We start from the raw sequence: 14,456 nt of genomic DNA, 5'->3' as shown, positions 1-14,456 counted from the left end.
TGTGAATATTATGTATCAATACAATGATCTTAAGGAAAAGACGGTTCTGGTCACCGGCGCCAGTGGTGATATTGGCCTGGCGATCTGCGCTAAATTTCTTGACCAGAACTGCGATGTTTATGCGCTGTATAAATCCAATGCCACGCAATTAACGGAACTGAAAGAAACGCATCCGGCAGGAAGCAAGCTCACTGTCATTCAGTGCGATCTCGCCGATGCGCAGAGTGTCACTGCACTCTGTTCACGCCTGACCGAGGAAGCGGGCAAGCTTGATGTGCTGGTTAACAACGCCGGGATTGTAAAAGACAGCCTGTTTGCCTCGATGAGCTTTGATGACTTCAGCCAGGTGGTAGACACCAACCTGTTCAGCATTTTCCGTCTGACGAAAGAAGCCTTAATGCTGCTGCGCTCCGCAGAAAACCCGGCCATCATCAATGTGGCGTCCATTGCGGCCATTATCCCAAGCGTCGGGCAGGCGAACTACAGCGCGTCGAAGGGCGCAATCCTGGGATTCACCCGCACGCTGGCGGCTGAACTGGCGCCGTATGGCGTGCGCGTAAATGCCATCGCGCCGGGGATGATTGAATCCAAAATGGTGAAAAAAGTATCCCGCACGGTGGTGCGTGGCGTAACGGCATCTATTCCATTGCGACGTCTGGGTAAATGCGACGAGGTTGCCAATACCGTCGTTTATCTGGGCTCCACTGCCTCCAGCTACATTGTGGGTCAAACCATCGTTATCGATGGCGGCCTGGTGATGCGGTGATTTATGTCTAAATACGTTATCCCCTCGAAGATCTTTCTGGAAATGGGCGGCTGGCGTCAGCCGCTGCTGATGGTCGACAGAATTGATGACTTCAAATATGGCGAAAATGGCTTTGTGAAGGTGACCAAACACATCACCTACAACGAGCCCTATTTGCTCGGGCATTTCCCGGACGATCCGATCATGCCTGGGGTTATTATTTCTGAGATTTTTGGTCAGGCCAGCGAGTATCTCTCGTTCCTCACCGATATTTGCGATATCTACAACCAGACATACGGCACGGAACTGAAATCGTTACGCGATATTCATGCGCTCATTCAGCGTGACGAGATGCGGGAGATCATTCGCACGCGCCGCGCGCAGGTTCGCGGTGTTCTGGCGGCCCAGAATTTGAAATTTAAAGATATTGCCTACCCAGGTGATTCGATTGAAGTGACCAGCAAGCTGGCATTTTCTGATGCCCATGGCTTTAAGCATTATTCCGTGACGGCTAACGTCGGCAAGCGGTTAATTAGCCATGGCACCATTATTAATTTCCGCGAAACAAAGTAAACCCCTGAGAGAGTTAAAACCATGTCTACAATGAAAAACGAAATTGACCAGCGCAAGGACGTGCTGATGACAATTAAAACTGAGATTATTCAGCGTTTAAATATTCAGCGCGATGAGTCTCAAATTGATGATGATACCGCCCTGTTTGGTAATGGTTTAAAACTGGACTCCGTTGATGCAACGGAAATCGTGGTCATGCTGGATAAAGTTTTCGATATCAAAGTGAGCGAAAGCGATGATCCTTCTTATATGAGAAGTATCAACAATCTGGCGACGTTTATCATCCAGAAGAAAAAAGCTTAATTTATCATTGCGAATAACAGGATCACGTTATGAAGTCTCTTTATGATTTTCATTTAAAAAACAATGCGAAAATGGGCATTTACAACAATGCCAACGTTCCTTCTGCCTATCACGATCCGATGGTGGAATATAAAGCCGTACGTGAAAATGCCCTGCTGGTGGACTATTCACACATGTCCATTGTCAGCGTGATGGGTGATGATGCCTGGGCACTGGTGAATTATTTTGTCTCTGCCGATGTTTCAATTATCCGTGACGAGCAAGGGATCTACTCGCTGGTACTGAATGAAGACGGTACGGTGCGCGGTGATGTATATGTGCTCTGCTCATCCGACGGCTATTACATCATGTCCGAGAATATTCCGGCGGCGGAAATTATCGCTGGCCTGAACGCCCTTCTGGAAAAAGCCGACGAACTGGATATCCAGGAAACCCCTGAAATTGCTGACATGCGCGAGCAGAACTGGGGCGCGATCATGGTAGAAGGACCGTACTCCTGGGAGCTGATGTCTGAAATCCACGGTTTCGACGTGATTGGTCTGCCTTATTACGAGTACATGAATACCGACGACGAGCTGATGGTATTCCGCTGCGGTAAACACGGGGAATTCGCCTATATGGTTATTGGCCAGCAGGAACAGCTGCTGGATCAGTGGCAGCAACTGCTGGAGCACGGCGGCAAATACCTGCTGCAGACCGGTGGGCTGGACTACCAGAAAATTGTACGTATCGAAAACCCAGGCTGGGATGACGCGCTGTGGGCTGAGTACAACCTCAATCCGGTAGAGCTGCAGTTGCAATGGGCTGTGCAGTACGACAAAGAGGGATTTGTAGGTAAAGACGCGGCCGAAGAGCTCTCTCACCGCGAAGGCGCACGCAAGGTGATCGGCATGATTGTCGAGGGCGAATGTTCGGGCATTGAATCCGGCGATAACGTACTGGTTGAAGGTCAGGTGGTAGGGAAAGTCGCTAAGGCTATCTATTCTCCAGCCCTGCAGTGCTTTATTGCCCTGGCGCTGATCGACAATGAATATGCATGGTCTGATATTAGCGGCTTTGCTATTCAAACGCGCTCTGAAACGGTAGCCGCGAAAACCAAAGGTATGCCATTTATTTATAACCTGAGCATGCTGGTTAATCCAACTGAACACAGTTTTGTGGATGCCTCTAAAGCGAAAAGCGCACTGTAATTATTAATCGATACAGCGAGAAGCGAATCCGTGGGAATAACACCACGGATCCTTTTCGCTGCTCATTACCTGTACATGGCGGTACATATATTTATGAAGACAAACAGAAAACGGGTTGTCATTACCGGGATCGGTATTCTCTCTTCGCTGGCTGAAAACCTGCAGGATTTCAGAAACGCCTTACTGAATAAAAAAAATGGCGTCACGGACAGCGTGCGTTTTTCAAAATGGTTTGAAAACGCCAGAGCCGCTGAAGTCTTGCATGACATTGACTATTCGGAATTACCGGACGACGTTATCGCCTCCCTGGATAATGCCGCACTCTGGGCCTACAAAGTGGGTAAAGATGCGCTCAATCAGGCGGGGCTGGCTGAGAACAAAGCGCACCTCAAAGAAACCGGTTTAATTGTTGGCGTGTCATCTGCCGGGACCGAGGCATTTCTGCCGCTGTTTGAGCAACGCATGGAAGACTTTTCCCTGCGTAAGGCGCTGTTCTCTGGCGGTTTCTCCTCCTGCTGTTCCAGCGTCTCCACGCTGCTTGGGTTACAGGGCGGTGTTGAACTGGTCGCGACCGCCTGTACGGCCAGCCCTAACGCGGTCGGCATGGCGTTTGACTACATCCAGAACGGCAAAAGCAAAACCATGCTGGCCGTCGGGACAGAACCTATCTACCTGCCCACCTTCGCGGGCTTTTATGCCCTGAACGTGATGCATCCGGACGCCTGCACGCCGTTCTCCGGCAATTCGGGTATGTCCATCGGTGAAGGGGCCGGGGCGATCGTGCTTGAAGAGTACGAACATGCTGTCGCACGTGGCGCCACCATTTACGGTGAAATTCTCTCTTATGCCACCTCCTGCGATGCGTTCCACGAAACCGGACCGGATCCACGCGCCAGCGGCGCGGTACAGGTGATGCATAAGGCGATGGAAAATGCCGGCGTCACCCCGGATCAGATCGAATATGTCAACGCCCACGGTACCGGAACAGAAGCCAACGATCGTATCGAAACGCTGGCGATGAAAAAGGTGTTTGCCAACAATGAGAAACTGTTGGTGAGCTCTACCAAGTCTTATTTTGGTCATAACATCGGCGCTGCGGGGATCGTCGAACTGATCGCCTGCCTGGTCACGCTGCCGGATAACCGCGTTCTGCCGACGCTGAACTTCACCAACGCGCGTCCAAACTGCGATCTGGATTACGTGCCAAACGACTTCCGTGACCAGAAAATCAACCTCTTCATGAAGAACAATTATGCCTTCGGCGGTAACAACTGCAGCATGATTATCAGCATGGAGCCTTGTTCGATCCCGGTCAGTACCTACGACGAAAAGCGCGTGGCGATCACCGGCCTGGGTGCCGTTTCCGCGATTGGTCACACCGTTCACGAGATCCTCGACAACGTATGGAAACAGAACCATACCGTTGAGCTGGGCGGCGTCACCTTCCCGGAAGACACGCTGGAAGAGGCAAAAGAGTTACTGGATGTGCTGGAAACCACCCGTCAGTTCGAAGCGCTGTTTGGTGACGATTTCAACGCGCTGGCCGAAACGCTGCCGGAAGCGAATGAACACTTTAAAACCTTCCAGGTTTCCGGACTGGAACCGCGTAAACATCTGCGCCGCTTTGACCCTCGTAAGGCCACGCGTGGCGGTACGTTCGCATTGATTGCCCTGTCCGAAGCGCTGGAGCAGGCGAAGCGTAAAATCAAGCGTGATGGCGATGAGCTTGGCATGGTCATGGGAATGTCCAGTGGCCCGCAGGAGACGACCTACAAATATCTGCAGAGCCTTAAGCCAGACCCACGTAAAGTCAGAACCTCTGAATTCCCGGGATCGTTGATGAACTCCATCCCGACGTTCTGCGGCATTTCGGAAGGGATCAAGGGCTACACCACTACGCTGGCGACCGGCGAGAATGCGGCATTAGGCGCATTAACCTACGGCTACGAAATCGTGCGTCAGGATCTGCAGCCGCAGGTGCTGGTGGGCGGCGCGGACGAGTATTTCCCGTCCATGTCACTCTATATGGGCGCTGTTACCCGCAAGCTGCATATGACCTCCGACGCCAGGGAATATCAGATCTACGGTAACGATCCGAAGGGTTACATTCCTGGCGAAGGTGCCTGCATGTTGCTGCTGGAAGATCCGCAGCGTGCAGCCGCGCGTGGTGCAGAAGTGCTGGCGGAAGTGGCCGGTTACGGTAAAGCCTGTAGCAACAGCTATTTTGATGCCTCTCAGCGGGACGAGAAATCCTCCTCCATGGCGCTGGCTATCGCCCGTTCGCTGGCGGATGCCGGTGTAACGGCGCAGGAGATCGACCTGGTCTGTGGTACCAGCAACGGTAGCGATGAGAGCTCACGCATTGAAATCGATGCGATTTACGCCACCTTCGCCCAGGCAAAACCGGACGTACCGGTCGTGAACTACAACGCCTGCTTTGGCTTTGTCGCGTCTGCTGCCGGACTGCTTAACCTGGCCGTCATCATTGACTGTTTTAAGACGCAGGCGGTTCCCGCTATTCCTCATACCGTCGAGTTTTTCGATAAGCGAATTAACTTCGTTCGTGAACCGTTAAAACTTGCCCTGAAGCACGTATTGCTGGTGGGTGCGACGGAAGGCGGTAACTACTACGCGTTTGTGATTAAAGGATAATATTGTGGATAATGCCGCTATCATTTCGGGGTTCAGTTCTTGTCTGCCATTTGCCGAAGACAGTCTTCAGCTTATTCAAAATCTGAAGCTGGGCAAACGCGTTGAAAGAAAGCCATGGTTTAAATCCGACGACGAGGCAATTAAATGTGGGTTCGATGGCAATAAACATATTGCCACGCTGGATCATACGGATGATAGCGCATTAGATCTGCTTTATCGTCTGATTGACGATGCACTCGACCAGGCCGACCTGGATGTTCAATGGCTGGCCGGGTGCAATGCCCGGGTTTATTTAACCGGTATTGGCCCGCGGGTCGATGGCATGGCCTTTAAGAGTTTCTATAACAAAAATGATGTGGAAGATATTTATCTTTCAAAATCATTAATGCAGCTGCATGTGGATAATATGTCGCAGGATCGTATTGCCGGTCACCTTGCGCGTAAATATAACCTGCAGTATTTACCCCCGAATATGAATTGCACCAGTAATTCATCCATGACAGCCGTGCATTTAGGTTGCCAGGCCATCGAGCATGGCGGCGTAGATATTGTCCTGGTGGTGAACTGCTCAAAAATTAAAACGCAGGATATCTGGTTTCTGGATACGCAATCCATGCTGGATAGCCATCTTGTTCAGCCCTTTGGTGAAAACAGCCAGGGGGTGCTTTTTGCGGAAGGCTATAGCGCCATTCTGCTGGAAAATTCCCGCCACCGTCGCGCCAGAAAGGCGAAGGGCGGCGTGCGGTTGCAAACAACCTATACCCAAATCAGCGCAGGCAGAAGCAACGACAGCTCATGGCTCAGCACCAATATTTTAAAAGTGATGCAGGCCACAATGAAAAAAGCCGAACTGGACGTTGAGGCACTGTGCGCGATTATCCCTCACGGTAACGGTTCATCCGTCAGCGATAAAGCGGAAGCCAAAGCAATAGCGATGTTGACGGAAGGACATCCGGTTCCGGTTCTGGCTTATAAAGGCCAGATTGGCTATACCGCCACCGGCTCTGGGATTGTCGATTTAATTATTGGTCATCATTCGCTCACCCAGCAGGAGCTTATTTCCCCCGTTGGTAATGACACCATTATTGATGCCGTTGCTCAGCATGTTTTGATTGACCGTGGCGTTATTGGTCATCACAAAAACCATCTGCTTAAAGTTGGGGTTGGCGTGGATGGATCCATTATTGGCGCCGTCATGTCTACGGGTCATCCAGGCTGTTGAACGATCATGGAGAGTAACATGTATTTATCCTCATTTTCGCTCATTGAGCCGGAAGATAAATTTTATTTCTATCAGCCCAGCTGGCTAAACGCGTGGGAGTCGCATTTATTTAATAAAGCGCTCAAATCAACCCATGCAAACGGCTGGGGTCTGAAACGTTTTGGTACGCAGCCGGAGTTATATGCCGGTGAGATGATCCGCAATCCTCAGTATCAAAAATACCTGGATGCGATGGAGCAAGCGGCGGATGACGCGCTCATGGCGCTGCCGGCGAAAGAGCGAATGAAGCTGCTAAAGCAGCGTACGGCATTTATTTATGTCGACTCCTGGGGGGAATCCGGGCCGTTTGAAAATATCTCCAGCGCATTACACATCTCAATGATTGATACGCTGCCAAAAAACCTGGTGAAGAAATTCTCTGTGAATTCACCGACGTGCAAAATCCGGGGTGAAAGGCAATCCTTCATCCAGGCCCTGAGTCTGGCAAAGGATTATCTGAGCTGGGATGTGTTTGATTACGTGGTGATCTGCGCCGCCTACCGTGCGATCCCGGTGCTGGTGTTTTCGGACGAAGATATCGCGCTGAAGTGGGGAGAGAAGCGCAGGGGGAAAGCCCAGGATGTCAATTTAACCGTTGAGCGCGCGGGCTGTTTCATCTTTAGTCAGCATGAAAGTGCAATCCGGGTGAACGGCGGTCAATACGTGATGGCCGATACCCTTGAGGACATGCAGGCAGCGGATCGCGTGGCGTTTGCCGGTCTGCGTAAAGAGATGCTGTCTCGCTCAACCGTTGCGCCGCAAAAGACGTTAGATCTGGTCGATACCTTTGGTGCCAGCGGCTGTCTGACGCCAGCATTAAGCTTTGCGTATCTCCAGCAGGCTCCTCATTTTGCGGGAAAATTAAGAACTGTCGTTCCCGATAAACAGTTCGGTTACAGCTATTTCGACATTGACTATTGCAAGGAATAACGGCACCCCCATGAGCGGAATGATTAAAGAACTCCCAATGATATCGCTGAACAATATCTATAAGAGTTATGGCTCGGGCGAAGGCAAAGTCGATGCCCTGAAAAATATCAATCTTGAAATAGAGAAAGGCGAATTTCTGGCACTGTGCGGCCCCTCCGGCAGCGGTAAAAGTACGCTGTTAAATATCCTGTCGGGTATTGATAAACCGGGATTTGGTTCGGTGATGTTTTTGCGAAAATTACTCAACAATTTACCGGAAGAACAATTAGCAGAAATTCGTGGCAAGCATCTGGGGTTCATATTTCAGTTTTTTAACCTCATCCCCGTGCTGAGCGTATTTGATAACGTTTTTTACCCGCTGGTGCTGAATGGGCATATTGGCAAAAAAGAGGCGAAAGAGCGGGCGCTGCATTTTATCGAGAGCGTAGGACTGGCGGGATATACCGATCGTAAGCCGGGCCAGCTTTCGGGTGGACAACAGCAGCGTGTGGCTATTGCCCGTGCACTGGCGCATGACCCTCAGGTCGTGATTGCCGATGAGCCAACCGGAAACCTCGACCTGGTCACCGGTGAGGCCATTCTCGATCTGCTGCTGAAAATCAACCGGGAGACACGCACCACTTTCATTATTTCGACGCACTCAAGCCAGCTGAAAGAGCGCGCGCGGCGTGTGGTTGAAATTAAGGACGGAGTATTAGTTCATGATTCACAATCGTAATTTCTTCATTCTCTGCTGGCTATTGATCTGCATGGCCTATGCCGGGAGCGTTAAAGCCGCCGCGGCCCCCATGGCTGAGCAGGTGATAAAAAATGGCTTCCCGACGCAGGCCGATAAGCTAGCCGATATCACCCGTGCGTTGTTTACCGAATACAAGGCCAATGATAACGCGCTGTCGCTGGTTTTTTATGCCTACGGCATGCTGCGCCAGGCGGAGCATGCCCTCAATACCAATGACGTCATTCGGGCGTCTGAGTATGGCAAAACGGGCTTTTTCTATCTCGATGAAGCGGTGGACCTCTACGAGGGCAATCAACGGGTGCGCTACATGCGTGCCCGTGTGGACGCGTACCTGCCAGCCGATATTGGCCGCTGTGTGGTGACGTTAAAAGATACGGAACAGATGGCGAAAAGCCCTGACGTATTCAGTGCCGGGTTGATGAAGCACATTGACGAAATGCGTTATCGCGCGCTGTTGAGCTGTAACCGTGCCGCCGAGGCAGACGCGCTGCTGGCGCAAACAGAACTGCGTCACGCCAACTCTGCATTACCACTGGCTTCTGGCGACGCGCCAGAGTGGGATATCAACGAAGTGACAGAGGTCTTGTTACCGCTGGTGAAAGGGAACTAAATGTCCGGGGTTATGGTGTTAGCGAATAGTGTTGTTGTACTGATTCTGATTTTTGTCCTCTGGTGCGTATTATTCCGCTCGCGGGATGTGAAGTTTGCTTTTTTAAACCTCTTTCGCCACAAGAGACGATCTTATTCAACCATTGCCGCCATTATGCTCGGTGGCGTGTCGATTTTTCTGTATGGCGGGTTTATCGATTACTCTTTCTGGATTTTGAAAGAGCAAACGATTCGAACCAATATTGGTCACGTGCAAATTTATAATGAAAATTATTTCCAGACGTCGAATAAAAATAAAAGCCTGATTGCCGATTATGCATCCCTGAAAAAGGCGATTCTCAACGATCCGGATCTTGCACCGCATATTTCGACGCTGTCCGGTCAGCTGGAATTTACCGGGGTGATTTCGCAATATGAAAGCGAAACGTCCAGCTATTTTTCCGCACTGGGTGTGGAGCCGCTGCCTGCGTTAAAGCTGGGATCGTTTGATAAATTAATTTCCGGCAGCGATCTCTCCCGGGTGCGTACCGACGAAATCACGCTGGGCAGTGGGCTGGCGAAAACGCTCAATGCCCACTACGACGACTGGCTGGATGTGCTGGTGGTGAATACCGAGGGCGGGCAGGGCGCGTTATCGATGAAGCTTCGCGGCATCTTTGAGTCCGGTATTAAGGATTACGATGATGTGGCGATGAAAATCCCGCTTGATACCGCACAGCGCATCATGGGAACCAACAGCGTCAGTAAGGTATTAATCCTGCTGAAGGACGACGATACCGCCGTCTTTAGCGCCAAACTGCGTCAGTTTATTGCGAAGCATCATTTACCGCTGCTGGTCAAAGACTGGAAAGAGACCTCGATCTTTTATCAGCAAGTCGAAGGCTTATTATCCGGGATCTATTTCTTCATTAAGCTCATCGTCGGATTGATCGTGATCTTTATGATCGGCAATTCGATGACCATGAATATTATCGAACGTACCCGGGAAATAACCACCCTCAGGGCGATTGGCCTGAAACCCCTGCACGTCACCAGGCTGTTTTTACTGGAAGGGATTTTCATTGGTCTTATCGGCGCCCTTGGCAGTCTGGCGACAGGTTATGCCATTGCCTCTGCCATCAATCTTTACGGTATTGCGATGCCGCCGTCACCGGGGCAATCGCTGGGCTATACGGCCTTTATTAAAACCGACAGCGTAGCACTGACCTGGATAACCCTCGTATTACCGATCCTGGCCGCAACCGGCGCCTCTGTGCTGCCTGCATTACGTGCTTCACGGCTGAATATTTCAGATGCTTTTAAATTTTCGTAAGGAAGCGATATGAAACGCGTTGTCATCACAAAACTGCTCTTTTGTCTGTGCCTGTTTTCCTCGGCGGTATTATCAGCGCCGGTGGATAACGAAGCATCAGAGATTATTCGTCGTGCCGATGAGGTCCGTTCCCCGAATAAACCTTTTCGCTACACCCTGACCATTCATGAATATAAGTCGGGCGCATCTCAGCCTGACAATAAGCAGGTGCTGGATATTTCCATGCGCTTTATGAAACCCGAAGGGGGAATGAAAGCCGATGCCCGTTCGCTGGCGCGTTTTATTTATCCTCCGCGGGACAAAGGCAAAGTGCTGCTCTCTGACTGGTACGATCTTTGGTTCTACACGCCAGAACTGCGTCGACCGGTGCCCGTTTCGCGCCAGCAGCGCCTGATTGGACAAATATCCAATGGCGACGTCATTGTCACCAATTTTGAGTATGCCTACCACGCCACGCTGCTGGGCGAGGAAGCATGCGGCGATACGCAGTGCTATAAGCTGGAGTTGGTGCGCAAAACGGATGACGTTACGTGGCCAAAAGTCATCTATTACGTCGAAAAAGAGGGGGAGAACCGTCCTTTTAAAGCGTCGTATTACTCTCTGGATAATAAATTGATGAAAGAAGTGCTGTACCAGGATTTTCAGATGGTATTAGGGAAGATGCGTCCGATGAAAATTATTGTGAAGGAGGCCCGTCACGGCAACAGCTATTCGGTGATGGAGTACAGCGATGTTCGCCTGGAATCCTTGCCTGAATCCCACTTTACTCGCGAGTCTATTCAGCGAGGTGCCAATTGAAACGCACATTACTGGGGTTAACCCTGGCACTCTCCGCTCTGCCGGTAAGCGCACTGGCGGACTGCCTGTCCGGTTCCGACTTCGCACAAAACAGCACTGTCACGCTGTATGAGCAGGTGTCGCTGGTCAAAAAACAAATTTCAGACTGGCGAATTAACGGCCGAAATCCGTATACCAGACACAATATCTACAATGACGCGGGCGTGAATCTCACCAGCAAGTGCGCGATCGTTGATAATGCGCTGGATCTGGATTTGTCTCTCTACGGGCTCACCTGGTACTCACCGCGCAAGGTGGGGGCATTTGAAGAGGACGACAGCCGCTCTCATCTGCTGATTGAGCGTCTGAGACTGGTTTACGCCGTTTCAGACAGCGTGCAGCTTGAAGTGGGAAAACTTCAGGCGAAGCAGGGTCTCTTTTTCCTGCGCTCACCTTCCGATCTGACTCCGCATTACTACGCCGGGTTCAAACCGACGCGGCTTTACGATCCCGCGCTTCGCACTGCGTATCAGTCCTCGTCCTGGGCCGCGACGCTGTCAATGGACAACCGGGATGAGTCGCTCTCGCTGACCATGATTCCGAAGCTGTCGACGATCGATAAATACTATCTGACCTCCAGCAACTGGTCCGCGAACCAGCGTGGCAACAGCAGCGAGGCCTGGCTTCTGAGCTATACCTCACATGCCTTCCGTCAACATACGCCGGGGATGCGCATTCTGCTGGGAGACTCGCAGTCGGTTGCCGTCTCTGACAGCTATCACTACACCCCACAGCTGACCCTGAATGCCGGGATGGCCTGGCACCGGGAGCAGCGCTGGCGTCATCTCTCTGAGGAGAAAAGTGCAGAAGTCCAGAACTATGCATTTCCTTCGTCGCTGTATGAGACCGAGGACAAAAATGGCGTAGAGCTGGCGGTGGGCGGGCAATATACCACTGATACCTTTAACGTTTTCGGCCTGGAATATTATTACCAGAGCGAAGGCTACTCCCGCACGGAATGGCGCAAACAGCGCGAGCTGATGACCTTTTTGAATACGCCGACAGGCTATGCGCCGCTCGACAGGGTGTTTGATTCCTATAAGTACCTGATGGCGTCTGAAATCAGCAATACGGGCAATAAAGGCATGTTGCAGGGGAAACACTATCTCAACGCCTGGTCCAGCGTGCAGCTCACGCATCAGATCGCCGTGCAGCCTTATTTTATCGTCAATCTGATGGATAAAAGCACCCTGTCGGGACTCCACATCAGCGCACCGCTGACCTTTATTGATGACCAGCTGGAAGCGTATACCGGCGTCTATTCAGCACTGGGTAGCGCAAATTCTGAGTTTGCTTTCTTCGGCGATGTTGCCGGTGGCTATGTTGGCTTTAAGTATTACTTATAAGGAAATGACTATGACGCTTGATAATCCATCGCAGCCTGTGGTGCTGCTGTTTTCCGGCCAGGGAAACCCGGTGATTGGTATGGGCAGCGATCTGTGGGATCTCAATGCAACGACGAAACAGATCTGGGATTGTGCCAGCGATGTGTCGGGTCTCGATCTGCGCCGACTCTGCCTTAAGGGGCCGATGAACAGGCTGATCCAGACCACGGTACAACAGCTGGCCGTTACGGCGATCAACGTATCGCTTTATAGCCTCTGCCGCGAGCGCTTCCCGGCGCTGCGCGTCGTGGGTGCCTGCGGCCATAGCGTTGGCGAATACAGTGCCCTGTACGCGGCAGGCGCGATCTCGCTGGAGACCCTGTTCCGTACGCTGCATTTTCGCGCCAGTACCATGGATTCGGTGAGTAAAAAGCAGAAAGGCGCGATGCTGGCGCTGAAGGGGGCCGATTTTGCCACGCTGAGTGACATCATCACCCGTTCCGGGATCGCGCTGGATATCAGCTGCGACAATACCCCGCGTCAGCAGGTGATTGGCGGGACCCCGTCTGCGCTGAGTGATTTTGCCAAAGTGCTGGCCGATGAAGGCTATGAGCCGATCAAGCTCGGCGTCAGCGGGGCCTGGCATACCCGTTTAATGGCTGAGGGCGTGCAGCTGATGCGTGACTTCCTGGCGGGACAGCCCTTCACCTCGCCAGCCTATGACGTGCTGATGAATGTGACCGCCAGAGTCGAAACGGTGCCGGACAATATCAAAGAGAACCTCTCCCTGCATCTGACGCAGACGGTGAAATGGGCCGATTCCATGGCCAGATTCATCCATCATCCAGACCAGCCGCTGTTCCTGGAGATGAGCAACAAACCCTATCTGGGACAGATGCTAAATGATTTTTCCGGTTTTTCTGCCGGGCGTGTCCTGCACTGCAGAAAAGTGTTAGGGATGTAATGGCCGAGCTATGATTCCAGATTATTTAACCTTCATCCGCTATCAGGATAAAAGGAACGTGCTTTTTATCTATATCGTGACGTTTATCCTGCTGGGCTTTTACTGGAAAAATGCCGGTTTCTCTTTTTCCCGGCAGGATGCCTGGGTCGCGAGCGGTATTTTCGCGCTGATCGGGTATAGCTTCATTGCCGACCTTAAGGCCTTCTGGGCCTATAAATGCGTCGTCAAGAATGTTGATTTGTCGGTATTTGTCGGCAAAGAGAGCCCGAAAACGAATTCGGTCATCTTCGAACCGTTCGTTGTGCTTGCCGTCTCGATCCTGATTTTCGCGGGCATCACGGGACTCTTCCTTGCGCTGACCACGCCAGGCATCACGCTGCTGATCATGGTTTTCGTGGCGCCGCTGATTATCTGGGGGATCTTTGCCGCGCTGCGCCATGTCTATATTCAGCAGGTCGTTGCCTCAGCCAGAGACAAGGCAAAATACACGCAGCTTTCACAGTATGTGGCCGTTGCAGTCGTGATGAGTGTGGTGATGAATCTCCTGACCATCAGCCCCTTACGCAACAGTGCGCAGTTTGATCTCTATGGGCGCTACTTCACCTTAACCGCCATCATTACCATGGTGGTGCTCTGCGTGGTGGTGCTGGCAATCAATCTGCTGTTCTTGCGCTTTACCCGACGCTATGTGTTTCTGGGCCATCTGTTCCTTAACGAGATTGATCTCTATTTCTCCCCGTCAATCCCGTGGAGGACGCTGTCAGAGAAACCATTATGGCTGCGGCTGGTGATGCTGGTGGGCGTGGAATGTGTCTGGTCGGCTGTTATCGGCGTGCTGCTTACGCTTTCGGGATGGCAGGTCTGGTTTGAGGTCTATTTCCTGCTTTGCTATCTGCCATGTCTGGTGTACTACACGCTGCACACCTGGTGGAAATGGCATACCGATTTTATGATGTCGAGCGATATGTATCTGCGCTGGGCGGAGATCAGCAGAGAGGACACCCCCTGGTAGTCGC

At 51.7% G+C, this 14,456-nt stretch carries 14 protein-coding genes; all 14 read left to right on the top strand.

The features are described from left to right. Position 1 precedes the first annotated feature (1 nt). The 14 genes from EQV24_RS11775 to EQV24_RS11710 all read left to right on the top strand — a co-directional run bounded on the left by EQV24_RS11775 (position 2) and on the right by EQV24_RS11710 (position 14,452). Positions 2-766, top strand: coding sequence for an SDR family NAD(P)-dependent oxidoreductase (locus EQV24_RS11775; RefSeq protein ID WP_126347818.1), 765 nt, complete (start codon positions 2-4; stop codon positions 764-766). A 3-nt stretch (positions 767-769) separates the two neighbouring features. Continuing rightward, entirely contained in the window at positions 770-1,318 is a 549-nt protein-coding gene (locus EQV24_RS11770; protein ID WP_013095700.1) for a 3-hydroxyacyl-ACP dehydratase FabZ family protein, read from the top strand. A 21-nt stretch (positions 1,319-1,339) separates the two neighbouring features. Continuing rightward, positions 1,340-1,621 carry an acyl carrier protein gene (locus tag EQV24_RS11765; protein WP_013095701.1) on the top strand — a complete coding sequence of 94 codons (282 nt, stop codon included), beginning with the start codon at positions 1,340-1,342 and terminating at the stop codon, positions 1,619-1,621. Between the two features lie 29 nt (positions 1,622-1,650). Next, entirely contained in the window at positions 1,651-2,811 is a 1,161-nt protein-coding gene (locus EQV24_RS11760; protein WP_029882411.1) for an aminomethyltransferase family protein, read from the top strand. A 93-nt stretch (positions 2,812-2,904) separates the two neighbouring features. Beyond that, entirely contained in the window at positions 2,905-5,463 is a 2,559-nt protein-coding gene (locus EQV24_RS11755) for a beta-ketoacyl-[acyl-carrier-protein] synthase family protein (RefSeq protein WP_130626619.1), read from the top strand. A gap of 4 nt (positions 5,464-5,467) precedes the next feature. Beyond that, complete coding sequence (locus EQV24_RS11750; RefSeq protein WP_029882413.1) at positions 5,468-6,685, top strand: beta-ketoacyl synthase; 1,218 nt, start codon at positions 5,468-5,470, stop codon at positions 6,683-6,685. Positions 6,686-6,703: 18 nt separating this feature from the next. Next, positions 6,704-7,654 (top strand): ATP-binding protein, encoded by a 951-nt coding sequence (locus EQV24_RS11745; RefSeq protein WP_130626618.1) that lies wholly within the window; start codon positions 6,704-6,706, stop codon positions 7,652-7,654. A gap of 10 nt (positions 7,655-7,664) precedes the next feature. Beyond that, positions 7,665-8,372, top strand: a complete 708-nt coding sequence (locus tag EQV24_RS11740; RefSeq protein ID WP_045295528.1) for an ABC transporter ATP-binding protein — start codon at positions 7,665-7,667, stop codon at positions 8,370-8,372. Continuing rightward, on the top strand, positions 8,356-9,003 hold the full coding sequence (locus EQV24_RS11735) for a hypothetical protein (RefSeq protein ID WP_062935318.1): 648 nt from the start codon (positions 8,356-8,358) through the stop codon (positions 9,001-9,003). The genes EQV24_RS11740 and EQV24_RS11735 overlap by 17 nt, the downstream gene beginning before the upstream one ends. Next, the gene (locus EQV24_RS11730; protein WP_029882416.1) at positions 9,004-10,314 is read left to right on the top strand and encodes an ABC transporter permease; all 1,311 of its coding nucleotides are present in this window, start codon (positions 9,004-9,006) and stop codon (positions 10,312-10,314) included. 9 nt (positions 10,315-10,323) lie between these two features. Continuing rightward, entirely contained in the window at positions 10,324-11,112 is a 789-nt protein-coding gene (locus EQV24_RS11725) for an outer membrane lipoprotein-sorting protein (RefSeq protein WP_062935316.1), read from the top strand. Next, on the top strand, positions 11,109-12,497 hold the full coding sequence (locus EQV24_RS11720) for a hypothetical protein (protein ID WP_130626617.1): 1,389 nt from the start codon (positions 11,109-11,111) through the stop codon (positions 12,495-12,497). The genes EQV24_RS11725 and EQV24_RS11720 overlap by 4 nt, the downstream gene beginning before the upstream one ends. Before the next feature lie 10 nt (positions 12,498-12,507). After that, complete coding sequence (locus tag EQV24_RS11715; protein WP_029882419.1) at positions 12,508-13,440, top strand: ACP S-malonyltransferase; 933 nt, start codon at positions 12,508-12,510, stop codon at positions 13,438-13,440. A gap of 10 nt (positions 13,441-13,450) precedes the next feature. Beyond that, positions 13,451-14,452 carry a hypothetical protein gene (locus EQV24_RS11710; protein ID WP_045295537.1) on the top strand — a complete coding sequence of 334 codons (1,002 nt, stop codon included), beginning with the start codon at positions 13,451-13,453 and terminating at the stop codon, positions 14,450-14,452. Positions 14,453-14,456 lie beyond the last annotated feature (4 nt).

Source organism: Enterobacter sp. A8, assembly GCF_004296595.1.
Lineage (GTDB): Bacteria > Pseudomonadota > Gammaproteobacteria > Enterobacterales > Enterobacteriaceae > Enterobacter > Enterobacter cloacae.
Note: the sequence above shows the minus strand (reverse complement) of the source record. Positions and strands in the feature narration are given on the sequence as shown.

Excerpts from the sequence above, each read along its gene's own strand:
- EQV24_RS11770 (WP_013095700.1), top strand. The coding sequence starts at position 770 with ATGTCTAAATACGTTATCCCCTCGAAGATCTTTCTGGAAATGGGCGGC.
- EQV24_RS11765 (WP_013095701.1), top strand. The coding sequence starts at position 1,340 with ATGTCTACAATGAAAAACGAAATTGACCAGCGCAAGGACGTGCTGATG.
- EQV24_RS11760 (WP_029882411.1), top strand. The coding sequence starts at position 1,651 with ATGAAGTCTCTTTATGATTTTCATTTAAAAAACAATGCGAAAATGGGC.
- EQV24_RS11755 (WP_130626619.1), top strand. The coding sequence starts at position 2,905 with ATGAAGACAAACAGAAAACGGGTTGTCATTACCGGGATCGGTATTCTC.
- EQV24_RS11745 (WP_130626618.1), top strand. The coding sequence starts at position 6,704 with ATGTATTTATCCTCATTTTCGCTCATTGAGCCGGAAGATAAATTTTAT.
- EQV24_RS11740 (WP_045295528.1), top strand. The coding sequence starts at position 7,665 with ATGAGCGGAATGATTAAAGAACTCCCAATGATATCGCTGAACAATATC.
- EQV24_RS11735 (WP_062935318.1), top strand. The coding sequence starts at position 8,356 with ATGATTCACAATCGTAATTTCTTCATTCTCTGCTGGCTATTGATCTGC.
- EQV24_RS11730 (WP_029882416.1), top strand. The coding sequence starts at position 9,004 with ATGTCCGGGGTTATGGTGTTAGCGAATAGTGTTGTTGTACTGATTCTG.
- EQV24_RS11725 (WP_062935316.1), top strand. The coding sequence starts at position 10,324 with ATGAAACGCGTTGTCATCACAAAACTGCTCTTTTGTCTGTGCCTGTTT.
- EQV24_RS11715 (WP_029882419.1), top strand. The coding sequence starts at position 12,508 with ATGACGCTTGATAATCCATCGCAGCCTGTGGTGCTGCTGTTTTCCGGC.
- EQV24_RS11710 (WP_045295537.1), top strand. The coding sequence starts at position 13,451 with ATGATTCCAGATTATTTAACCTTCATCCGCTATCAGGATAAAAGGAAC.